Source organism: Clostridium sp. AN503, from assembly GCF_040719375.1.
In the GTDB taxonomy this organism is placed as follows: Bacteria; Bacillota; Clostridia; order Lachnospirales; family Lachnospiraceae; genus Brotaphodocola.
Window position 1 is genome coordinate 389,533 of the sequence record NZ_JBFDTP010000002.1, and the last position, 23,346, is coordinate 412,878.

A 23,346-nucleotide genomic window follows, 5' to 3' on the forward strand; every position below is an offset into this window, starting at 1 on the left:
AATCCCCGAAGCGGTTTTTGCTTCGGGGATTTTTTTCTTTTGTGATATGACATATTAGACGGGCTGTCTCAGGGGGAGCGCCGTAGAGTTACTTTTCCGTGAATTCAGCCGGAAGATAGGCAGCGTTATGTCCCAAAATATCATCCATCAACGGTTTTGCAAGGCTGAAATCACCGATCAGAGGATGAATCATCATGCTCATTAAGAGTTCACGTCTGCTCCGATGAACAGCGGCATCAATGAGTGTGTTCTCAAAAGCCTTCATTGTAGAGATAATAGGGGCGGCGGTGGCAGGCAGCTTCCCGCAGGCAATGGGACGGACCAGATTTTTATTGACAACGCAGGGTACTTCCACAAAACTTTCGTAGGGCAGATCGGGAATTGCGCCCAGGTTTTTTGTGACAATATAATGGGTCCGGTTATCTCCGGTCTGCAGGGAACGGATCACATCAACTACGGTCTTGGAATAGCCATACCCCCCACGTTTGGTAAGGGCTTCCGGTACGTAGTTTACACATTCATACTGTTCCAGAAGTTCTGCATTGATTTCTTTGACAAGCTGTGAGCGTACCTGTATAGCCGCCTGTTCCTTTGTTACCAGCTCGCGTTCCAGAAAATAGTATTGGAAGTACTGGTTGGGAAGGTAGCCAAGTTCCCTGCCCAGAAGCGCGGGGAATGGTGTACGGTCGGACTCGTAGTCTTCCAGAGAGTCGAGAATTTCAGGCAAAATTTCTTTGCCATTTAACTGGAAGGAATCTACTACAGTCAAGTGGTTGAGTCCGCGCCAGCTCATAAAGCAGGAATCGTCCTCTGAAAATCCGATTTTTTCTTTTAAAAATCCCATCAGGCGGGTGGAGGCATTGCACACCCCGATTACTTTTGTGACACCGCAGGCAGACAGGGACTGGGCCACCAGCTCTGCCGGATTGGCGAAATTCAACACCCAGGCATGAGGCGCTTTTTCCAGGATAATTGCAGCTATTTTTTCTATTTCGTAGTAAGTGCGAAGGAATGTTGCAATGCCGCAGACGGATACTGTCTCTACAAAAGGGATGTGGTATTTTTTTCCCAGAAGTTCATCATCGATCCGGGCATCCTCGCCTCCCACCCGAAACTGGATCAGAAGGTAATCGCAGCCATCGATGACTTCCTCATAGCTGTCTACATAAGATATGAAAACAGGGGCATTTGTTTTGAATACGATTCGTTCGCAAAGATCGCCCACCACTGCCTGCCTTTTTTTATCTATATCCATAAAACGGATATGGACCTCTCCAAAATTCCCGGTCTCTTTTGCTATCAGATCTACCAGCTCAGGAGAGAAGATACTTCCTCCGCCAATTACGCCAAATTTAATTACATTCATACCTGTTACCTCTGCTTTCCTTTATTTTCATTATTTTTTTATCAAATGTATCCATACATTGTTCCAATGGGAGATATATCTCATGATAAAGTTCTTTAAAGTAGTCAGTCCGGGCGGGTTCGGGCTGAATCACACGGACTTCTGCATTGTGGGTAACTCTGCCGGCCTCCTGATGACTGTGGTACAATCCGCAGCCTACGCCGGCTAACAGGGCAGCGCCCAGGGCGGAAGCCTCCTCCACGTCGGGAATGCATAGGCGCATGCCGAGAATATCCGCTTTGACCTGCAGCCATGTAGGGTCTTTACTTCCGCCGCCTGCCAGGATCATATCTTTACAGGGTGGATGGCCGTCTTCCATGTAGCAGATCATTTTCCGCAGCTGAAAACACATTCCCTCAATCGTGGCCAGTAAAAGAGCTGCCGCGGTGGTATGCTTGTTAAGACCGCAGTACATGCCGAAGCTGTGCTGGTCCACACGGGGAATATAAGTCCCGAACACTTTAGGAATAAACAGTTCGGTCCGGGGAAGCTTGTCAGCATAGAGCGGAGCAATCTGTTGAAAGAAATCCTCCCATGATAGAGTAAGTCCCAGAGTGTCATTGGCGGCAATCTGATTTTTCAGCCATTCAGTCTGCACGGCTCCCGGAGTCTCCATCATGCAGCTCCGCTGTCCGGGGATCACATGACGGTCGGATATATGGCGGCATCCCTGGATATTGGCCGGAAGCTTTTCTTCATCGAAAGAAGCCAGCATATCAATGGTACCTGTGATGTTGAAAAGATTTCCCTCTACAAAGGAATGACAGGCAAATGCCGCGCATTCGTAATCGTGCCCCCCTGTGGACACCAGAACATCTTGCGGAAGACCGGTCTCCTTACTGGCTTTGGCGCTTACCTTGCCTATGGGAATACCGCTGTCTGTGGGTATCCCCATAATCTGGGCGGTAAGGCCGGTTCGTGACAGAAATTCCGGCAGCCAGCGGTTGGTTTTCCAATCCCACATTCCACAGGATACGGCTGTGCTGTAGTTCCTGGACAGTTCTCCACAGAGCCGGTAAGCAATATAGTCATCAACATTGACAACATGGGCGATCTGGTTGTGAATGGTCTGCCGGCAATAAGCGCTCAGGTGGAAGCTGGAGTTTTCTTTATCAAGAGGATATCCTGTCCGGGCAGAGAATTCCTCATCATGGTACAAACCTGCGTAATGGAGGATCTCCTGCTCCCGTACCCCGGCCTCTATATGAAGGTCAATCTGTTGGTCCTGTTCGTCCAACAGGATGACCGTACAGCCGCAGCAGCTTACAGAGATACCACGGAGTACACAGTCCTTTGGCAAAGCGGATACGGCATGACGGATGGTTTCGGCAGTGATGGCCCAGAGCTTATTCGCATCAAAACGCCGCTGAGGACCGGTGTCTGTGGTTTTCCCATCCGTCCCGATATAAGCGGGAAGTGTGGGGGATTTTTCCAGTACGATCCGGTGGGCCTGTGTGTCGCAGATCAGCACTTTTATACTGGTTCCGCCGATATCCACACCGGCAATGCATTCTTTTTTAACAGAGTTTAACATATCATGACACCTATCCTTTCGTCGCGCCGCCGACAATTCCCTTCATGAGGAATTTGCGGAACACAATGGCTATGATGGCCGGAGGGATGATCGCAAGAATGCCGCCGGCATTCATCAGCCCGTAATCCACGCTGCTTTTTGTGACGAACTCGGACACAACAACAGCTATGGGCTTGGTCGCTTTGGAAGGCGCAAGGATCAATGGGATCTGAAACTGATTCCATGTGGTTAAAAATACGATCAGGGTGTCTGCAAAAATAATAGGGTAAGAGACCGGCATTATGATTGACAGCATGGTCCTGAATTTTGTGCACCCGTCCACATACGCGGCCTCCTCAAGCTCCTTCGGCAGGGTATCAAAATAGCTGATCAGCAGCCAAACGGACAGCGGAAGGAATGAGGTGATATAAACCATAATGAGTGCCACCAGATTGTCCAGCAGGTTCATATTGGCATACATGCGGTACAGCGGAATAATTGTGGCGAATACCGGTATGGCCATGGTAAACAGCAGGACGTTGCGAAAGGCAGCGGAACCTTTAAATCTCAGCCGGGACATTGGATATGCGCACAGGATTGACATCGGTATCCCCAGCAGCAATGAGACTATCGCAGCTTTCAGGGAATTCAGCATCCCGTTTCTGAATAATTCGCCCTGCTGGTCTGCATTCGATAAAAGCTTCCGGTAGTTATCCAGTGTTGGATTGACTGGGAGGAGCCTGGTAGTCTTCCCAGCCAATTCGGTTTGGGGTGTGATACTCATGATAAAGGACCACAGAATCGGACCTAAGGCAAACAGTACGAATGCAAGAATGGCGAGAGTATACCATGTCCGGAAAAGGATTGTATTTTTTCTTCTCATATGTAGTCCACCTCCCTGTAAACGTTCCTGATATAAATAAGTCCGAGGACTCCTGCAAATATCATAATGATATAAGTCATTGCGCTGCCCATGCCATAATCCAGAAAACTGAATGTCTTTAAATATGCCTGCAGCATCAATGTTTTGCTTACATCTCCGTAGCCTGACAGTGAGACGATCTCGTCAAATACATTGATTGCCGTGATAGAGGTATTGGTCAGCACGATCCCTAAAGACGGCATTAAGAGCGGCAGGGTAATCCGCTTAAATGTCTGAAAGCTGCTGCTTCCGTCGATGCAGGCGGATTCATATACCTGCGTAGGTATGGACTGCATGGCAGAGAGGATCACTATGGAACAGAATGGGATACACCTCCAGGCAACGACCACCGCCGTAATAAAAATGACAGACCATCGCTCTGAAAGCCACTGTACCGGTTCGCTTATGATACTTAAGTTTAATAAAATCCGGTTCATCAGGCCGTAACTGGGATGAAAGATCCAGCGCCACATGACGCCGTTGACAATAGGAGGCAGTGACCAGGGGATGATCGCGATGGCCATCAGGATCCCTTTGACCTTGGTATCCACATTGAGCAGCAGGGCGATCAACATGCCCACAATGGCAGTAAAAAGCACTACACTGACCAGAATAACGACAGAATTACTCAGAGCATACCAAAAATCAGGGTCCTGCAGGATGGTTATGTAATTATGTAATCCTATAAACTTTGTATTCGCCGGCTCAGTCAGCTTCATCTTCTGAAGACTGTATAAAAAGGTCCGGAGGATAGGATAGAAAACCAATACCAGCATAAGGATCGTGCCGGGCGCCAGCATGATGTAGGGAGTTGAGTTTTTCTTCATGCCTTCTCCTTTCATGGGAACGCCACTATGGAAAATGGCGTTCCCACTTATTTTTATTGATTCAGTTCCTTTACTTTTGCAGAGATTTTTTCATAAGCCTGTTCCGGCGTCAGGCTTCCGGTTACCATCTGGTTTACGCTGTTGTATATGGCATTGCTCATCTCTGAATACCAGGCAGGAATCCCTCCGGGGAATGGGGAGGCAATATATTCGGACTGTTTCAGCATCACTTCGCCATTTTCCAGGATTCCGTCATCGATCAGTTTTTCAAGTGCAGATGTCCTTGTGGGGATATTACCCAGCTCATTATATAACTGAACCTGGATATCGGGAGAGGTATACCACTTCACAAACGCGAGGGCGGCTTCTTTGTTTTCTGAAAACTTAGAGATACCAATCCCTTCCGGAAGGGCAAAGGTGGCGGTCTCGGTGCTGCCGTTTCCGGGGATCAGCGTCGGCACAAGCTTGCCTACGACGCTTGAGTACTCCGGATTGTTGATCCTTCCGACAAAATAGGTGGGACCAACCATGAAGCTTGCAGAATCGGATGTTATTTTCTCATACACCTCCACGTCCTTCATGTTCTGGCTGGCAGGATCGATCAGCTTATCCTCCTTTACGATCTTATCGATACTTTCCAATGCCGTCACAACATTGTCCCTGTTAACCGTAAAATCGCTGTTAAAGAAATCTCCATACCTGGAGATGGTCATCCACAGGAGACTGGTAGTTGCGGCTTCTGTTGCAGACAACGTAAAGGACAGCGGGTATTCACAGATGCCTTCGGCCTTGATTTTTTTACATGCTTCGATCATATCATCCCAGTTATCGGGGGCTTGATCTAATCCGATTTTGCTGAAATGCTCTTTGTTGTAATAACCTAACCGGAAGTCGTTGGCGTAGGGCAGTGCAATGGTGGTATCCCCGTACTGGAAGGAGGCCGCTGTTGGCATGCCTGCTTTTTCTTCATCTGTCAAGATGATTGGCTCGAACCAGCCTGCCGCTCCGAATTCGCCGACCCATGACCAGTCAACCTCAATGACATCAGCAGGCGCTTTATTGCCTACCGCGGCGATGGATACTTTGTTGCGGATATCATCCCAGCCGACAATATTCATCGTTACCCTGATCCCGGTATCTTCAGTAAAGGAATTCAAAAGCTCCGGTGACGGCTCGGCCCACGGCGGGACCATGACCGTGATCTCACCCCCATCTGCAGCTTTTACTGCAGTTTCTGCTTCTTTTTCAGTCTCCGGTGCCTCGGCTGTTATGTCCGGGGCGCCCTCCTTTTTGCCGCTGTTTCCACATGCCGCAGTAGCAGTTGCCATAGCAAGGCAGCAGGCAATACTGGTAACTCGTTTTGTGATCTTTCGCATCATTTGTCCTCCTTTTTTAGGGTTGGTTTTGTTACTCACACAATTGGTATATACCAATGTTAGCATAATGCATAATGAAAGTCAATATAACAACCTAAATAAAAGATAATATGACTATTTGTTTGGCGAAAATCCAATGGATCGTTGACAGATTACACAATAAAGACATTTATATGATCTTATGATATAATGTAGTAAAGTCAGGTGATAGAGGAGAAAAATATGGATTCGAATGTCTACCGTTACAGTGAAATACTTAATTTGTTTCTGGAGAAGATCAACTCGGATGAATGGTCAAAAGGATTTCGTCTGCCCACAGAGCGTGAATTGGCAGAAGAATATGGTGTGAGCAGAGGGACAGTGCGCAAAGCGCTGGATGTGCTGGAACAGAGGGGACAGGTTTACCGCAGGCAGGGAAGGGGCACGTTTGTGAAAAACAGGCCATTTGACCACCGTTTGTCCAAATCCTACAGCCTGAGAGAGGAACTGAGCAGACGGGGGGTGAAATGTATCGTGAAGATCCTGGAATATTCCCATATCCGGGCGGCCGGTGAGGTATGCAGCAAGCTGGAACTCCGGGAAGAGGATTCCGTGATTAAGGTGAAGCGGCTGTTTTATGCAGAAAATACTCCCTTTGCAGTAGATACCACTTATCTGCCTCTTGATATGTTTGGTGAGATATCAAGAGCGGAAATTGATAAAAATGGCCTTTATAACACCTTTTATAAACACGGTATTACCATTACCCGCGCGTTGGAGACGATCCGTGGTATCTGTCTGTCAGAGGATGATGCTAAGCTTTTGAGGATTGCACCTGGTGAAATGACTATGTGGAAATCGCGTGTCGCCTATAACGACCAGGATCGTCCGATCGAGTACAGTGACGGCGTTGTGCGCAGCGACTTCTTTTCTTATACGGTAGAGCTGCGATGAGAGTGGTTACAGCCTGATACAAGACAACTTGAAACTAAAGAAACGGAGGTACAGATTCTTGAAGCCTGCAGATAAGTTACAGCGGAGCGTCCAGCTTTATGTCCCAGGAGTCGGTACCGGCCACCAGTGAGAATATCCGGCGGGCCATTGATTTTATTGATCAGGAGAACGGCGGAGGGGGAACGGAACTTGCCCCGGCTCTCAACGAGGCGATCGGGCTTGCGCGGGCCGAACAGATGACGAGAAATATCGTGATCGCTACAGACGGATATATTTCTGGAGAAAAAGAGATCTTCGATCTGATCGACGGGAATCTTAATACGACCAGTTTCTTTGCCTTTGGTATCGGAGATTCCGTCAACCGCTATCTGATCGAAGGGATCGCAAAGGCAGGCCAGGGAGAAGCGTTCCTGGTGACGGATTCTGAGGATGCGAAAGAGACTGCGGGACGTTTTAAAACCTATATAGAAACGCCGCTTTTAACGGACATCCAGATTTCCTATGATGGGTTTGACGTGTATGACACAGAGCCGTCCTCCGTGCCTGCCCTGTTTGCCCAGCGGCCAGTGACCATATTTGGGAAATGGAAGGGAGAGCCTGCGGGAACGATCCGGATCACCGGCAAGACTGGCGGTAAAGATTATGAACAGGAGATAGACGTATCCCAGGTGAAGTCCCTGGCGGTCAACGACGCAATCCGTTACCTGTGGGCGCGTAAGCGGGTGGAACAGCTTACGGACTATGGAAGCGGCAGCCCGAATCAGGAGGATGTGAAAGAAGAAGTGACCTGGCTGGGTTTAAACTACAGTATGATGACGCCCTATACTTCCTTCGTGGCAGTGTCGGAAAAGGTGCGCAACCCGGACGGGAGCAGCACGGAAGTGGAACAGCCCCAGGTACTGCCCCACAATGTATCGAATTTTGCAGTCGGCGGATATACAACAGGTTCCGAACCGGGGACATGGCTGTTTGCCTTTGCGGCGGTTCTGATGTTGGTGTGCGGGCTGCGCGGGAAGCGTGGAAAACGCAGCTGAGAAAAAGGAGCAGTATGATATGACGGTGTGTTCTGTGAAGGATGCTGCGGCAAAACGATGCTGGGGATACCATATCCTCACTGTGTTGGCCGTACTTGGAATGAAACTGTACTACAGCAGGGCGGACAGCAGCGCCCTGCGCTGGATTCTGGCTCCCACCGCATGGTGGGTGAGGCTTTTGAGCGGGACTGCTTTTGTCTATGAGCCCGGGGTTGGTTATGTCAACCACGCGATCCGTTTTATTATTGCGCCGTCCTGCTCAGGCGTTCAGTTCCTGATGATCGTGTTTGCGGTGCTGGCAGTTTCCTTTGTCCACCGAATGAGGACTCCCCTGGGGAGAATCCTCTGGATGGCAGGGAGCGCGGCAGCATCTGTGCTTCTAACGGTTTTTGTGAACGGGTTCCGGATAGCGCTGTCAATATGGGTTCCGGAGCTGGTATTTCGTCCGGAAGCAGGTTTAAGCAAGGGCGGATTGAGCGGTTGGCTGACCCCGGAGCGGCTGCATACCATAACCGGAGTAGCCGTCTATTTTACGGCGCTGCTGGTGATCTTTGGCATCGCTGACCGTGCTGCCAGCCACATGACGGAAAGCTGTCCTGAGAAGGGGGCAGAAGGAATGACGGGCGGAGTGCGGAGACATTGCGGTTGGACGTTGCCGGTGTTGATGTATTTTCTGGTAGTGTTGGCGCTGCCCCTGTTCCATGGGGCATTTGCGAAGAATCCGGGGCAGTTTGCAGAGTTTGCAGCGCTTGTGGCGGCTGTCTGCACGGTGATCTTGTGTCTGGTGCGCGGGATTGCAGCGGTTTGGAATGGGAGGCGTGTCTAAAATCCGCGCCGGTATTCCGTTGGCGTTACGTTCTTATATTTCTTAAAACACCGGCTAAAATAATTCAAGTCGGAAAAACCTACATAAGCAGCGATATTCTGCACAGACATGGAGGAGAAGGCCAGCAGCTCGGCGGCCTTCTCCACACGCGCTCTGGAGATGTAGCAGGAGATGGACTCGCCGGCTTCCTGGTTGAAGGTCCGGGACAGGTAGGAGGCGCTCACCCGGATGCCGCCTGCGATCTGTGTGAGGGACAGGGTGTCTGCCAGATGAATGTGGATGTAGGTGATGGCCCGCCGGATCATGGGCGAATACTGGTCCAGCCGGTTTTTCTGGACAAACCGGCTGTAAGCGCTGACCATATGGGACTGGATCTCCCCGATCTCCTCGACCCGCGCGGCATTCTCAATCAGCATGGCAAAATTGGAGGAAATGATATCTAAGTAGACCGGGTGGATCCCTGCCTCCTCCACACTTTTGCGCAGCATGGTGTTTAAGGAAAATGACAGGTTTTTCCGGGTGCGCAGAGGATCTGCCGTCCGGTTGATAGACTGTCCGGCGCGGTGGAATTCACGGAAGTATGCCAGCGCCCGGTCCTGATTGCCCTGGCGGACCTCCTGCAGCATCAGGTTCTCATAGTAGTACCGGTGCTCCATCAGCTCCATCTGAGCCTCATCCACGCCCTCGGGAGACAGGTTGGCAACCTCATGGCGGTAGTTGGAATAGGGCTGGAAATGGAGGTAGGGGATCTCATCGGCGTACCGGTTGATGGTCTTTATTGCAGTCCTGGAGGCGGAGATGACAGTGGAATTCCCCACAACCGGCAGGGTGAGGTAAAACTGGTAAAGCGGGACCAGCAGGGAGAGGGTGCGGCTGTTTTTTTGCAGGATCCCTTCGCAGAATGCCTTATCCGGCGGGGCGCTCAAATAAGGACCGGTCATCAGGACAAAGCCCCCGTCCCCGTAAAGGAGCAGGTTATAATTCAGTCCGGCATAGTCCGTAACGTGGTACAGCGCATTCATGCAGAGTGATTCCGTCATCTGCGGGGTGAAGAACGGCAAAAAATTCTCCAACAGAAAATTCGGCTGGTTCTGACGCATACAGGTGGAAATGGCAGTGTGTTCCTTCTGGCATAATTGTACCGGGATATCCAGCAGTTCTTCGATAAAACGGGCGGCCAGTTCCGCCTTCTCCTGACAGGGCAGCATTTTTCTCCTTTTCTCCGGGGCTGATCCGGGTACCTTCCGGCACGCCGGCATTTCCCGGTGCGGCAATCTGCCGCAGTATTCTCTGCTTGAAAGTTTTCATTAAAGTGCACAAAAATCCCATATGATCCATGTAGAAAAAAACGAATCAGTTATGACAAAATATTACTAATCAGTATTATATAATACTAACTCCTAAAAGGCAACTGTGTTAAAATAAGAATTACAAAAGCCGGCAGCAACATGTAAACAAGGGATTTTTAGGAGAGGTAAAATGGAAAAGCAAGCAAAAGCAGCAGTACAGTACAACAATGCAAAAATGTGGCAGATCGGGTTCTTTTCTCTAAACAACTGTGCGACCAACATCGCCATGTTCCTGATGATGCAGTATTCCTATTACACGCAGAATGTGTTGGGGCTGGCGGCAGCCATCATTGGGATCATTGCCACGGCAACCCGTATTTTTGACGCAGTCACAGACCCGCTGGTAGGCTTTTTAGTGGACCGGACCAACGGGCGTTTCGGCAAATTCCGCCCCTATATGCTGGTGGGCAACATCATCATCTGGGCCAGCCTGATCGTGATATTCAACACGCCCACAACGTGGAGTATCCAGCAGAAATATTTATACACAACATTGTTTTACATTATCTATATCATCGGCTATACCTGCCAGACGGTTGTGACCAAGGCGGGCCAGGCGGTGCTGACCAACAACCCGAAGCAGCGCCCGGTCTTCTCCGGATTCGACAGTGTTTTGACCCAGATGGCAAGTGCGCTGGTGCCCATGCTGATCACCACGATCCTGGCGGAAAAGTATTCGGTAGGTGAGTTTATCGCAGAGAACGGCAAGAGCCTGGGCATGATCAATCCGGCTATGTGGAAAGAGGCAGTCTTGATCCTGGCAGCGGTTTCCTTTATTTTTACTATCCTTGCGATCATCGGCATCAGCCAGAAAGACCGCCCGGAATTCTTTGGCGAGGGCGGCAGCCAGCCGAAGGTAGGTTTTAAGGATTACAAGGATATCGTGATGCACAACCGTCCGATCCAGATGCTGATCATCTCGGCGGCGACAGACAAGCTGGGACAGCTTCTGATGAGCGGCACCATGACATATGTATTTGCCAATATGCTCCTGGATTCCAAGCTGCAGGGTGTTTTTTCCAGTATCCTGATCGCTCCGCTGGTGGCGGTCTCCATCGGAGGCGTGTTCGTATCCAGGAAATTTGGTTTAAAGCGCACCTTCCTTGTGGGTACCTGGACCTCCATGGTTATGCTGGCTGTCATGTTTGTGGTGAAGCCCGATCCGGAGATGCCGGCGTTGTTCCTTGGCATGTTCCTGGTGCAGAAGTGCTGTGCCAGTATGGGAAATGCCGGGGTTATCCCGATGATCGCCGACTGTACAGACTACGAGACCTACCGCAGCGGCCGCTTTGTGCCGGGCATGATGGGGACCATGTTCTCCTTCATTGACAAGATCATATCCTCCTTCTCGGCGCTGATCCAGGGATTTGCACTGACCATGGCAGGAGTGGGAAATGTGGTCATCCGCCCCAATGAGCCGGTGAACGACACCTTCAACATGGCGATCATGATCTGCTTCTGCATCGTGCCGATCCTGGGACATATCGCCACCGTGATCGCTATGCGCTGGTACAATCTGGACCGGGAGAAGATGGCCGAGATCCAGCATGAGCTGGAGCAGAGAAAGCTTCGGGCTCAGGAAGGCTGAGACGAAGGGGACCGGACTGCGGGGACATTGAAAGAGAGGAAAGGAAAAATAGATTATGAATAAAGCTACATCCAATATCCGTTATTATAAAAACCAGGACGGCCCAACCATCGGTGTGACGGTCCGTCCGGTGATCGAGCGGGATGGGAAGTATTTTAAGGATCTGACTGGTGACGGAAGGCTCACGGCCTACAAGGACTGGAGGAGAAGTCCCAAAGAGCGCGCAAAGGCCCTGGCGGAGGAACTTTCCGTGGAGGAAAAGCTTGGGCTTCTGTTCGTGAACTCCTGGAAGATGGGGATCTTCCAGGAGGACAAAGAAAAGGTAGATGAGAGCGGGCTGCTGAATGAGGAGATCGTGGAGCGGGACGAATCTATCTTCAATGTTGAAAAGACCTATGGAACTACCTATACCTTGAAGAACATGGGGATCCGCCATCTGATCCTGCGCCAGAATCCGGCGCCGGAGGATCTTGCAGACTGGATCAACCAGTTAAACCAGGTGGCGGAGGGCGTGGGCCACGCCCTGCCTGTGATGGTGGTCTCCAATTCCCGCAATGAAAACGGGGAGATCGTCTTTGGAATGAATGACGCGGCGGGGGTGTTTGCCACCTGGCCGGGGACCATGGGCATTGCGGCGGCTGTGAAAGGAAATGGGCCGGAGCTGATCGATGATTTTGCGGAATGCATCCGCCAGGAGTGGAATGCGGTCGGTATGAGAAAAGGCTACATGTACATGGCGGACGTGATGACAGATCCCAGATGGCAGCGGAGCTATGGTACCTTTGGAGAAGACCCTGAGCTGGTCAGCCAGATCATGGAGCGTTTAGTCCCGGGCATCCAGGGAAGCGACGAGGGTGTGACCGGAGACGGCGTGGCGGTGACGATCAAGCATTTTCCGGGAGGGGGAGCCAGAGAAAATGGTTTTGATCCCCACTATGTCCAGGGACAGTGGAATGTCTATCAGACAGAGGACAGCCTGAGGACCTATCATCTTCCGGCATTTCAGACGGCGATCCATAAAAAGGCATCGTCTATCATGCCATATTATGCAAAACCGTCCAGGGAGAAAAGCAGCACCCAGTATGACCTGGGCGGTCAGCCGGTACCTATGGAAGCGCGGGGCTTCGCATTTAACCAGTTCTTTATCCAGGATCTGCTGCGGGATCAGATGGGGTTTGAAGGCTATGTAAACAGTGACTCTGGGATCAGCAACAAGATGGCATGGGGCGTGGAGGAGCTGGATGTGCCGGAACGGATCGCGCTTGCCGTCAATAACGGCGTGGACATCATCAGCGGTTCCCTGGATGTGTTTTCCGCAAAGGAGGCCTGGGAGCGGGGGCAGAATGGCTACTATACCACCCAGGGACATCCGGCGCCGGAGGGATACCGGGCAGAGCAGCTGGTCCTGACGGAGGAAGCGCTGAACCGTGCCGTGGCGAGGACCCTGGAAGAGAAATTCGCCCTTGGCATGTTTGAGAATCCTTACCGGGACCCGCAGCAGGCGGCGAAGGTGGTGGCGGAGGAGAAGCATTGGAACGATGCTTATCATGTTCACGTACAGTCGGTGGTTCCTTTAAAGAACCGGGAGGGGCTGCTTCCTCTGAGCGCAGAGACAGTCAGAGGAAGAAAGGCCTACGTGGAGAGCTTCCGCTCCGAACAGGAAAAGGCAGATCAGGAGACGAGCGCCCTTCGCAGACTGGTCCAGGAGCAATACGGTTTTACGCTGACAGAAGATTACCATGAGGCGGATCTGGCAATCCTCTTCGTAAGCCCCACGTCAGGCGCTTATTTCCATGCCACGAAGGGATATCTGGAGCTGGATATCTGCCAGGATAAATGCGTGCCGGATGTGGATGAGGAGGGCAGACCGGCAGCCGGTACCCATATGGAGACCACACTGTGCGGAGCCGGGAAATTGAAAGAGATCGCACAGGATCTGCACAGCCGGGGCGGCAGGGTCATCACCAGCGTGAACTTTACCCTGGCCTGGCTTCTGGGCAATGCAGAGCCTTATGCGGATGCTCTTTTGGCTGGGTTTGATACCTGTCCGGAGGCGGTGCTGGATATCATCACCGGAAAAGCGCTGCCCAGCGGCAAGCTGCCCATTACTTTGCCTAAGAATGACGACGTGATCGCGGTGGATTCAGATGGGGTCTGTGTTTCCAGAAATGATGTGCCGGGCTATGATAAAGACAGATATATGCCGGAATCCTTAAAGGATGAGAATGGAAAAGCTTATGCCTACCGGGATGCGGATGGGAATTATTATGAGCTGGGGTTTGGGCTGGAGTGGACACGCAGCGCAATCAAGTGAGAGAAAACAATACTACAGACAGCGGGGACGGCAATACCGTCCCCGCTGTCCCGTTTTAAAAAGCTTCCTGTCTTGCGGTGAGAAACTCACGGACTTCCCTGTCAGTTGGAATAGAAGGTGCCGCTCCTTTGCGGGACACGGCAATGGCAGAAGCAGCGGAAGCCCTCCTCAGGCAGTCGGGGACAGAAAGGCCGTTGCCGATACCGGCTAAAAAGTATCCGCAGAACGTATCCCCTGCGGCTGTGGTATCCACAGCATCTACGTGAAAACATGCATGGTAAAAATGCTGTCCGTCCATCTGGCAGAGTACGCCGTCGGTACCCAGGGTCAGGACAATAACAGCCTGCGGGAAACGAAGAGTCAGAGCCTCCAGGATGCGGCGGCCATCCGCTGTATCTGCTGGCAGTCCTGCCAGAACAGCGCCTTCCAGTTCATTCAGAATAAAGTAGCGGACACAGTTAAGCGGCAGCCTCTCAGCATGATCCGGAACCGGGGATGGATTGAAAGCCACCTGGCAGCCCTTTTCTGCCGCTTTTTTCATGATAGTATCCACGGCGTTCGTTTCGTTCTGCAGCAGGACAATGTCGCCTGCACGTGCAGATGAAAGCATCCTGTCGATATACCCCTCTGTAAGCTTCTGATTGGCGCCTCCATGGACGATGATGCAGTTCTGTCCCTGACTGTTGACCTGAATGACAGCATGTCCGCTTGTCTCCCCCAAGATCTGAATTCCGGCTGTATCCACCCCGGCTTCTTTTAAGGTGCCGCACAGAAAGATGCCGTCAGAACCCACTGCACCTGCGTGGATCACAGTAAGTCCGGCGCGCGAGGCGGCGACGGACTGGTTTAAGCCTTTTCCTCCGGCATACTCCTGATAGCTTTGGGAATGTACGGTCTCGCCGGGCGAAACAAAATGTGGCAGATTATAGACTTTGTCAATGTTCAGTGACCCGAAGTTTATCATGTTCATAGGCTGGTTCCTTTCCTTGTGGGGGAATCCGCCAGGATACGGCGCGTGCTGCCGCGGACCTTTAAGGTGGGTTGGAGTATCTTGGGGGTGTGGACATGGCTGGAGGATGGAAGCATCAGATCCAGCAGTTTTTTTACCACAATATCGGCAGTCAGTGCGATCGGTTGTGCCACAGTGGTTAAAGGAGGCTGAATAATCTCTGATAGAAAGATGTCATCCAGTCCGACTACCGATAAATCTTCCGGGATACTCAGGCTGTAATTCCTGGATTCCTTGTAGATACCATAGGCGATCAGATCGTTAAATGCGAAAATAGCGGTGACGTTGTGTCCCAGCAGAGAGGGAAGGGCATGGATTCCACACTCGATGTTGAGATTGTCTTCATACACCAGGGCAGGATCGAAATCGATCCCGAACTCCTCCAGGGCCTTCTTGTAGCCTGCAAGCCGGTTGGAACAGTTCCCAAGACCCAGCGGACCGGAAGCGCAGCCAATCTTCCGGTGTCCCAGTTCAAGCAGGTGATGAGTGGCAAGATAGCCTGCAGCTACCTGGTCTACCAGCACGCAGTCAATATTAAGATCCTTGTAAACGCGGTCCACCAATACCACAGGTGTTCTGAGTTCCTGGATCAGTTTCATACATTCCTCACTCTCCTCAGGCGTTGTAAAGTCTGCCTGGGCAAGGATAATACCGTCAACCTGGTGGTCAGCAAAGATCTGGAGATAGTTGCGCGTACTCTTGGGGTCATTGTTGGTATTCCCTAAAATGACAGAAAAACCATTCTGGTTTGCCTCTTTTTCAATATAATTGGACAGGGAGGCAAAAAATGGGTTGGAATTATCCGGAATGATCAGCCCGATGGAGTTGCTCTTACTGGTGACAAGCCCCACAGCCAGTTGGTTGGGACGGTAGTTGAGCGTATTGGCAGCTTCCAGTACAGCAGCGCGGGTGGCAGCTGAGATGGGGACCGGTTTTTCATTCAGCACCAGAGAAACGGTTGAAGTGGATACCCCTGCCAGTTTGGCGACATCTTTGATGGTTGTTCGCTTCATGGGAATCACACCTCCTCTCATAGTTAATTAAAACGATTGAATAATTTTAATGTAGCACACGAGAATTAAAAGGTCAATAGGGCGCCGGTAAAATTATGGAAAAAGCAGCAAAAAGAGAAATTATTAAAAGTTTTTAATAATTAAATTGTTTATAAAAATATAAAAAATAGACAAATTAGAACAATTAATATGAGAAAAAATAGAATAAATTACAAAAATGGATTGACATGATTATGATTGTATAGTATATTGTGCCTATAAGAGGTGCCATTTATGGTAGTATAAATAAAACGTTTGAACCCCTTGGATTTATCGTTTATATGCCATAAATGACTTAAATTTTAACCATTAAAACGTTTTAATGATTTGAAAAAGGAGGAAGAATACGAATGAAATTTTCATGCTGTATCGAGATGATCTACACGGAGTACGATTTTATTGACCGTATCTGTAAGGCAAAAGAAGATGGTTTTGAATATGTGGAATTCTGGAATTGGGATGACAAAGACATTCCGGCGATAAAAAAAGCATTAGATGAAACCGGAATGAAGCTGGCGGCATTTCAGGGGAATTCTAAAGGACGTATGGTGGATGAACGAGATGCGGAGCTTTACCTGGAAGGCGTGGTAAAAGGGATAGAGGTTGCTAAGGAGTTGGGGGCGGTCAATATGTTCCTGATGAGCGATATCATGCAGGAAGACCGGTCGGTAAAGCCCATGGACCGGCCATGCAGCGACGAGGAAAAGGAAGCGGCCAGTCTTGCCATGCTCAGAAGGATCGCTCCTTTGGTGGAAGCGGCCGGCGTGACGGCAGTGATCGAGCCGCTCAACACGATCGTGGATCACAGCGGATATTCCCTGTGCCACACAAAACCTGCTGTTGAACTGTTAAAGAAGGCAGGCAGTCCCAACATAAAGCTGCTGTACGATGCTTATCATATGCAGATCATGGAGGGCAATATTATTGATTCTATTAAAAGGTATCACGAGTATTTTGGGCATTTCCATATTGCAGATGTTCCTGGAAGATTTGAGCCTGGAACCGGGGAATTGAATTATCGCAATATCTTAAAAGCGCTGGCGGAGACCGGGTATGACCGGCTGGTTGGATTTGAGTTTGAACCGCACTGTGGCCCCAGCAGCCAGGTGATCCGCACAGTATTAAAAGAATTTGGAGATATCTAAGGGGTCTGAGGAATGAAGAAAAGTGCGTGTTTAAACAGTGAGGTGTCCTATCTGATAGCAGATATGGGACATTTTGACCAGCTGACGATCAGCGATGCCGGACTGCCGGTGCCTGGGAATGTACAAAAGATCGACCTGGCGGTAACTTACGGAGTGCCCCGGTTTTTGGAAGTCCTGGAGGTGGTCTTGGGAGAACTGGACATACAGAAAGCGGTCATTGCGGAGGAACTGAAAGGATGCAACCGGGATATGTACGAGAGGCTGACGAAACGTCTGGCACAGGAAGCGGTGCAGATTCTTGAGGTTCCCCACGAAGAACTGAAACGGTTGTCGTCCGGGAGCCGGGCAGTGATCCGGACGGGGGAGTGTACGGCATATTCTAATGTGATCCTGGAATCCAGAGTTTCTTTTTGACAAGGTAGAGAGAGGTGCAGAGAGATGAAGAAATTGATGAGGGCAGCGGTATTTGAAGGAGAAGGGGTACTGAGCATAAAAGAAGTGCCGGTCCCTGTTATCCAAAAACCGGACGACCTGATCGTAGAAGTGGAGCTTTGTTCCATCTGCGGGACGGATGTCCATATCATGTCGGTGCCGCCTGCATACCAGGCCACGCCCGGAACGATCCTGGGACATGAGCTGATCGGCAGGGTCGTGCAGACCGGCGAAGGTGTGAAGACAATGAAACCCGGTGACCGGGTGATCGTAAATCCCAATGATTATTGCGGGGTCTGTGAGTACTGCAAAAGGAACCTGCCCAATGAATGCGAACATATCATTGCCATGGGAATTGACGCGGACGGTGGATTTGCAGAATATGTCCGTATGAGTGAAAAGGTTGCCTTTAAGGTGTCTCAGGAGCTTCCAGCAGAGCTGGCGGCTTTTGCAGAGCCGCTGGCCTGCCTGATGAATGGAATGAATAAGATCCGGGTCAATCCGGGAGAGAGCGTGACAGTCATCGGCGCCGGGCCGATCGGCCTGATGTTCTGTCAGGCGCTCAAGGCTTCCGGTGCCGGTCCCGTCATTGTGTCGGAGACGTCCAGGCTCCGCCGGGATTTTGCGAAAGCCTGTGGTGCGGATTATGTGATCGATCCGCTGGAACAGGATCTGGCGGAGTTTGTGAAGCGTATTACCGGGATAGGCACGGACTATGCAGTGGACGTAGTTGGTTCGCAGATGGAAGAATGCGTCCGCGTAGTGCGCAAAGGAGGAAAGGTGCTGCTGTTCGGAGTCAACAAAAATGCCCGTCCGGTGGTAAACCAGAGCGAGATCACCACAAAGGAAGTGACCGTTTATGGAACCTGGCTTGCCAATGCATCGTTCCCGGTAGCTGTAAAGATCCTGGAGAGCAGGAGCCTGGAGCTGGAAAAGCTGATCACCCATACGCTTTCTCTGGAACAGCTGGCAGAGGGGATTGAGCTGCTGAAAAAGGGAGAAGCTGTGGAAGTGCTCATCGATTTAAAACGTCAGGTGGTTTGAAACATACGAAAATAAGGGAGGAAAAGCGAGTGAAGACTTATTTGGAAGATAACACCATAAAAGGCCGGAGAGCGGAGATCGATATTAAGGTGAAACGCCTCCAGGACGCAATGCAGGACACGGGCCTTGATGCTGTCATGATCACAAAGAGCAATAATTTTGCGTGGATCACGGCGGGGGCGAGCAATATTATTACCCGATACAGTGAAGTGGGAGCCACAACTGTAGTAGTCACGAAGGAAGGCGCCCGGTATATCCTGCTGAATGTGATTGAAGAACCGCGTGTGAGAGAGGAAGAACATATAGAAGAACTGGGCTTTGAGGTGAAGACCCAGCCGTGGTACGAGAACCACAACCTGGAGTTTGTAAAGGAAATAACCGGGAACGGAGTATATGGAAGCGATATTCCATTTCCGGGGGCGTCCGATGCCGGTCATCTGATCGAGACCTGCCAGTACAGCTTGACGGATAATGATATTGCCCGCTATTTATACCTGGGTGAAACGTTCTCCAGAGCGCTTGAGGAGTGCCTGTCTGAGGTGAGGCCGGGAGATATGGAGCTGGATATCGCGGGAAGAATCAATGAAAAGCTCTGGAAATATGATATTGACCCGGTCCTGTTCCTGGTGGCTGGTGATGAGCGGATCAACAAATACAGACACTGCATCCCCACTGGGAACTGCATCCGGGAACGCCTGATGGTGTCCTGCAATGGGCGGTATAAAGGGCTGGTCACGAAAACCACTCGTTTTGTAACCTTTAAAAATGACGCTGCATTCCTGGAGCAATACGCGGCTACGCTGGACATCGAAAACCAGATGATCGGAGCGACTGTGGCAGGAACAGACGATATCGTTCCCCACCGGCTGGCAAAGGAACTGTATGCACAGAAGGGATATCCGGAGATGTGGAAGGTCCACCACCAGGGAGGACCGCAGGGATACAGCAATGGCTATTATCTGGTGACCGAGGAGAATCACGGGATCATCCAGAAGAACCAGTGTTACTGCTATAATCCGTCGATCACCGGGACTAAGACTGAGGATGGTTTTATCGTGACGGACGAGGGCCCGGTCATGATCACAAAACCGGTTCTTTTCCCGAAAATCCAGACGGAGATAAACGGCGCAGTGGTTGAACGTCCGGGAGTCCTGACGCTTGCCTGACCGGAGAGAGGAGGAACAGCATGGGAGAGCAGATCCTGAAACTGGAGAACATCTCCAAAGTCTTTCCGGGAGTAAAAGCGCTGGACAATGTGTCCTTTGAGCTGGAAAAAGGGGAAGTGCATGTACTGCTGGGAGAAAATGGCGCAGGAAAATCCACACTTATGAAGGTCCTGGCGGGCGTGTACAGACCGGACGGAGGATCGATCATTTATAAAGGAGAGAAGGTTGAGTTTTCCAATCCGAAGCAGGCACAGGAAAAACATATTGCGATCATATATCAGGAATTCAATCTGATGCCGAACCTTTCGGTGGCCCAGAATATCTTTTTGGGGAGAGAACCAAAAAACGCAGCGGGTCCATTGACAAGGCGAAACTCTGCGAGGAGGCGAGGAAGATGCTTCAGTTCCTTCAGGTGGATATCGACGTCAATGTCCGGGTAAGAGAGCTGGGGGTCGCGCAGCAGCAGCTGGTGGAGGTGGCAAAAGCCCTGTCTGTCAATGCAGAGATACTCATTATGGACGAGCCGACGGCTACGCTCAGTGACCTGGAGATCGAACAGCTTTTCAAGACCATAAAGAGACTTCAAAAAGAACAGGTATCCATCATTTACATATCCCATCGCCTGCAGGAACTGAAGGTGGTAGGCAATCGGATCACGGTGCTCCGGGATGGAAAAAGCGTAGGGACAATACCTGCGGCGGACTGCCAGATTGACGACCTGATCGCAATGATGGTGGGGAGAAAACTGAAGAAGCAGCGGATCCGGGAGAATGATACGTCGCTGGAAGAGGACGCGCTTCGGGCAGAGCACATCTCAAACAGGAAGCTGCGTGATGTGAGCCTGTACGTAAAGAAGGGTGAGATTGTAGGGCTTGCGGGACTGGTAGGCTCGGGAAGGACAGAGCTTGCTAATGCGGTCTATGGGATCGACCACATTTCCGGAGGTACGCTGCAGGTGTTTGGAAAGGCGGTAAGCCGGCCCGTTCCTGCTCTGAGTATTAAAAACCATATGGGATTCATACCGGAAAACAGAAAAGAGGACGGTCTGGCGCTTGCCCTGAGCATCCAGAATAATATTATCTGTGCTTCCCTGAAAAAATTATTTCCCCGCGGATGGATTGACGAAAAACTGGAAAAGAACACGGCTCTGAAGCTGAGCCGGGATTTAAAGCTGAATACGGAAAATATGGGGACGCTGGCGCAAAACCTGTCAGGAGGCAACCAGCAGAAGGTGGTTCTGGCAAAGTGGCTCTGCACGGATTCTGATTTCCTGATTTTTGATGAACCCACGAGGGGTATTGACGTGGGGGCCAAAGAGGAGATTCACAACCTGATCTGCGGACTGGCTTCAAATGGGGTTGGAATCCTGATGATCTCTTCCGATCTGCCGGAGATACTCACCCTTTCGGACCGCATCTATGTGATGCGGGAAGGACAGATCGTAAAAGAGCTTCCCGGAGTCGGGACTACGCAGGAAGATGTGATCGGCTATGCAGCGGGAAGGGGGGAAGCTGTTTGAAGCGGAAAAGTAAGTTGAGGACTATGGTTCCGGGAAGCGTATGGGCGACGCTTTTGATCATCCTGGTATTCTGGCTGATCTGCAAACCCGGTACATTCCTGACGGCGAAAAGTGCCGTGAATATTGCAAGACAAAGCTCATTTCTGGCGATCGTCTCCATTGGTTCGCTGCTGGCGATCATTACCGGGGGGATCGATCTGTCGCTGGGCGGGATTATGTGCCTGTCAGGAGTCGTCACGGCAACCCTGGTCAAATTCCACGGCGTGGGAATGGTTCCTGCGATGCTGGTCGCACTGGCGGCGGGTACATCGATCGGTATGCTGAACGGCCTGATCATAGCAAAGAATAATGTGGCGCCGTTTATCATCACCCTGGCAACCTCCTTAGTGGCAGAGAGCCTGGCCCTTGTGGTATCGAAAAGCCAAACGGTTTCGGTCAACACAGAGGAGTTCCGGGCGCTGGGCGGAGGCTCTTTAGGGCCAATTCCCTATTCTGTGCTGATCATGATCGCCATTTACTGGGTGTTTCATTATCTGACCCAGCACAGGGCTTTTGGAACCTATGTCTATGCGATCGGAGGGAATGAAAACGCAGCACATTTGACCGGGATCCAGGTGGAAAAGGTGAAATTCCTGGTGTACACCCTTGGTGGGTTTGTGGCGGCGCTTGCCGGTATCATCCTGGCTTCCAGGCTGGGCAGCGCCAACCCGGGACAGGGGGAAGGATATGAGTTTTACGGGATTGCCAGTGCAGTGGTTGGCGGGGCTTCTATGGCAGGCGGGACCGGTACGGTCTGGCGGACGCTGCTGGGGGTACTGATCATCAGCATATTAAGAAGCGGTTTAAATATTGCGGGACTGCCTAATTCCCTTCAAATGATCGTATTGGGACTTGTGATTGTAGGTGTGGTTATAATCGATGTGCTGAGCAGGAGGGACAAATAATGAAAGATAGAATAAAACTTTCGGAAACATTTTCCCGTGTGATGGCGCTTATGATTATTTTTGTACTGCTGAGCGTGGTGTGCCCGAACTTCCTTGCTGTGAAGAACCTGCTCAATATCTGCAACCAGGCTTCTTTAAATGTATTTATCGCCATCGGTATGACGATGACCATGCTGATCGGGGGGATCGATTTGTCTGTGGGTTCGGTCCTCGCCCTGACCTCGGTGGTGGCGGCACGCCTGTTTGTGAGCGGAGACCCAATGGAAATGCTGCTGGGCGTTGTTCTGGCTCTGGTGCTGGGGCTGGCTTTGGGGGCTGTGAGCGGAACTCTGACTGCATATTTAAGCCTGCCGGCGTTCCTGGTCACATTTGGCATGTCGCAGGTGGCGAGAGGTCTGGCCTACCTGTATATGAACGGCAATATATTCAACAAATTTGACCAGAAGTTTCTGGTGATCGGTAAAGGAAAGGTTTTTGGCATTCCCATGCCGATCCTGGTCGCGGTGGCGGCGCTGACGGTTATGGGGATCATTTTAAAAAAGACCGTTGTGGGGAGAAGGATCTATACGGTGGGATCAAATCCCAGTATGGCAAAGTATTCGGGAATCTATAACAATCGGGTGGTGGTGCTCAGTTATGCCATATCAGGATTTTTTGCAGCGCTTGCCGGATTGATCTATATTTCCCGGCTGGATGCGGCGGAGGCGACAATTGGTACCAGCTTTGCCAACAATGCGATCGCGGCGGCGGCTATCGGCGGCATTTCATTTTCAGGAGGAAAGGGCAATGTGCTGGGCACAGTCATTGGAGCGCTGCTTCTCACGCTCATCCAGAATGGGATGAACCAGTTGGGTATCACTACGGAATATCAGAGCCTGGTTACAGGAATGGTGATCATCGTTGCGGTGCTGCTGGACCGGAAGTCCGTAAAGCTTGCAAGATAACTTT

The 23,346-nt window shown here is 50.9% G+C and carries 21 protein-coding genes; 13 read left to right on the plus strand and 8 right to left on the minus strand.

What is annotated here, in order from left to right; all coding sequences use genetic code 11:
- Positions 1 to 88 precede the first annotated feature (88 nt).
- The 5 genes from AB1I67_RS09045 to AB1I67_RS09065 are packed head-to-tail and all read right to left on the minus strand — an operon-like array spanning position 89 to position 6,046.
- Complete coding sequence (locus AB1I67_RS09045) at positions 89 to 1,366, minus strand: 6-phospho-beta-glucosidase (RefSeq protein WP_367029552.1); 1,278 nt, start codon at positions 1,364 to 1,366, stop codon at positions 89 to 91.
- The gene (locus tag AB1I67_RS09050; protein WP_367029553.1) at positions 1,353 to 2,939 is read right to left on the minus strand and encodes an FGGY-family carbohydrate kinase; all 1,587 of its coding nucleotides are present in this window, start codon (positions 2,937 to 2,939) and stop codon (positions 1,353 to 1,355) included. Before AB1I67_RS09050 ends, AB1I67_RS09045 begins: the two co-directional genes overlap by 14 nt.
- 10 nt (positions 2,940 to 2,949) lie before the next feature.
- Positions 2,950 to 3,801: a carbohydrate ABC transporter permease gene (locus AB1I67_RS09055; RefSeq protein ID WP_367029554.1), complete on the minus strand. Its 852-nt coding sequence runs from the start codon at positions 3,799 to 3,801 to the stop codon at positions 2,950 to 2,952.
- Entirely contained in the window at positions 3,798 to 4,667 is an 870-nt protein-coding gene (locus AB1I67_RS09060; protein ID WP_367029555.1) for a sugar ABC transporter permease, read from the minus strand. Before AB1I67_RS09060 ends, AB1I67_RS09055 begins: the two co-directional genes overlap by 4 nt.
- Before the next feature lie 53 nt (positions 4,668 to 4,720).
- On the minus strand, positions 4,721 to 6,046 hold the full coding sequence (locus AB1I67_RS09065) for an extracellular solute-binding protein (protein ID WP_367029556.1): 1,326 nt from the start codon (positions 6,044 to 6,046) through the stop codon (positions 4,721 to 4,723).
- A 219-nt stretch (positions 6,047 to 6,265) separates the two neighbouring features.
- Between AB1I67_RS09065 and AB1I67_RS09070 the strand changes: the two genes are divergently transcribed.
- The 3 genes from AB1I67_RS09070 (at position 6,266) to xrtK (ending at position 8,836) form a co-directional block, all read left to right on the plus strand.
- A complete protein-coding gene (locus AB1I67_RS09070; RefSeq protein ID WP_367029557.1) occupies positions 6,266 to 6,976 on the plus strand; it encodes a GntR family transcriptional regulator in 711 nt (236 codons plus the stop codon).
- Positions 6,977 to 7,074: 98 nt separating this feature from the next.
- Positions 7,075 to 8,010: a hypothetical protein gene (locus AB1I67_RS09075; protein ID WP_367029558.1), complete on the plus strand. Its 936-nt coding sequence runs from the start codon at positions 7,075 to 7,077 to the stop codon at positions 8,008 to 8,010.
- Positions 8,011 to 8,029: 19 nt separating this feature from the next.
- On the plus strand, positions 8,030 to 8,836 hold the full coding sequence (xrtK, locus tag AB1I67_RS09080) for an exosortase K (RefSeq protein ID WP_367029559.1): 807 nt from the start codon (positions 8,030 to 8,032) through the stop codon (positions 8,834 to 8,836).
- Here the strand turns inward: xrtK and AB1I67_RS09085 are convergent.
- Positions 8,833 to 10,044, minus strand: a complete 1,212-nt coding sequence (locus AB1I67_RS09085; protein WP_367029560.1) for an AraC family transcriptional regulator — start codon at positions 10,042 to 10,044, stop codon at positions 8,833 to 8,835. The two genes, xrtK and AB1I67_RS09085, sit on opposite strands and share 4 nt — an antisense overlap.
- Positions 10,045 to 10,315: 271 nt before the next feature.
- Here AB1I67_RS09085 and AB1I67_RS09090 point away from each other — a divergent pair, with 271 nt between their 5' ends.
- The gene (locus AB1I67_RS09090) at positions 10,316 to 11,773 is read left to right on the plus strand and encodes an MFS transporter (RefSeq protein WP_367029561.1); all 1,458 of its coding nucleotides are present in this window, start codon (positions 10,316 to 10,318) and stop codon (positions 11,771 to 11,773) included.
- A 55-nt stretch (positions 11,774 to 11,828) separates the two neighbouring features.
- Positions 11,829 to 14,087, plus strand: a complete 2,259-nt coding sequence (locus AB1I67_RS09095) for a glycoside hydrolase family 3 N-terminal domain-containing protein (protein WP_367029562.1) — start codon at positions 11,829 to 11,831, stop codon at positions 14,085 to 14,087.
- Positions 14,088 to 14,142: 55 nt separating this feature from the next.
- Here the strand turns inward: AB1I67_RS09095 and AB1I67_RS09100 are convergent, their stop codons facing one another.
- Both AB1I67_RS09100 and AB1I67_RS09105 read right to left on the minus strand, forming a co-directional pair.
- Positions 14,143 to 15,057 carry a ribokinase gene (locus AB1I67_RS09100; protein ID WP_367029563.1) on the minus strand — a complete coding sequence of 305 codons (915 nt, stop codon included), beginning with the start codon at positions 15,055 to 15,057 and terminating at the stop codon, positions 14,143 to 14,145.
- Positions 15,054 to 16,109, minus strand: a complete 1,056-nt coding sequence (locus AB1I67_RS09105) for a LacI family DNA-binding transcriptional regulator (protein ID WP_367029564.1) — start codon at positions 16,107 to 16,109, stop codon at positions 15,054 to 15,056. The genes AB1I67_RS09100 and AB1I67_RS09105 overlap by 4 nt, the downstream gene beginning before the upstream one ends.
- A gap of 389 nt (positions 16,110 to 16,498) precedes the next feature.
- Here AB1I67_RS09105 and AB1I67_RS09110 point away from each other — a divergent pair, with 389 nt between their 5' ends.
- Genes AB1I67_RS09110 through AB1I67_RS09145 form a run of 8 tightly spaced genes read left to right on the plus strand, consistent with a single transcriptional unit; the run spans position 16,499 to position 23,342 of the window.
- Complete coding sequence (locus AB1I67_RS09110) at positions 16,499 to 17,293, plus strand: TIM barrel protein (protein ID WP_367029565.1); 795 nt, start codon at positions 16,499 to 16,501, stop codon at positions 17,291 to 17,293.
- A gap of 12 nt (positions 17,294 to 17,305) precedes the next feature.
- Positions 17,306 to 17,707, plus strand: a complete 402-nt coding sequence (gene rbsD, locus AB1I67_RS09115; RefSeq protein WP_367029566.1) for a D-ribose pyranase — start codon at positions 17,306 to 17,308, stop codon at positions 17,705 to 17,707.
- A 24-nt stretch (positions 17,708 to 17,731) separates the two neighbouring features.
- On the plus strand, positions 17,732 to 18,769 hold the full coding sequence (locus AB1I67_RS09120) for an alcohol dehydrogenase catalytic domain-containing protein (protein ID WP_367029567.1): 1,038 nt from the start codon (positions 17,732 to 17,734) through the stop codon (positions 18,767 to 18,769).
- 29 nt (positions 18,770 to 18,798) lie between these two features.
- Positions 18,799 to 19,935 (plus strand): aminopeptidase P family N-terminal domain-containing protein, encoded by a 1,137-nt coding sequence (locus AB1I67_RS09125; RefSeq protein WP_367029568.1) that lies wholly within the window; start codon positions 18,799 to 18,801, stop codon positions 19,933 to 19,935.
- Between the two features lie 20 nt (positions 19,936 to 19,955).
- Positions 19,956 to 20,375 (plus strand): ATP-binding cassette domain-containing protein, encoded by a 420-nt coding sequence (locus AB1I67_RS09130; protein WP_367029569.1) that lies wholly within the window; start codon positions 19,956 to 19,958, stop codon positions 20,373 to 20,375.
- Complete coding sequence (locus tag AB1I67_RS09135; protein WP_367029570.1) at positions 20,330 to 21,454, plus strand: sugar ABC transporter ATP-binding protein; 1,125 nt, start codon at positions 20,330 to 20,332, stop codon at positions 21,452 to 21,454. Before AB1I67_RS09130 ends, AB1I67_RS09135 begins: the two co-directional genes overlap by 46 nt.
- Positions 21,451 to 22,398 carry an ABC transporter permease gene (locus AB1I67_RS09140; protein ID WP_367029571.1) on the plus strand — a complete coding sequence of 316 codons (948 nt, stop codon included), beginning with the start codon at positions 21,451 to 21,453 and terminating at the stop codon, positions 22,396 to 22,398. The genes AB1I67_RS09135 and AB1I67_RS09140 overlap by 4 nt, the downstream gene beginning before the upstream one ends.
- A complete protein-coding gene (locus tag AB1I67_RS09145) occupies positions 22,398 to 23,342 on the plus strand; it encodes an ABC transporter permease (protein WP_367029572.1) in 945 nt (314 codons plus the stop codon). Before AB1I67_RS09140 ends, AB1I67_RS09145 begins: the two co-directional genes overlap by 1 nt.
- Positions 23,343 to 23,346: the final 4 nt, after the last annotated feature.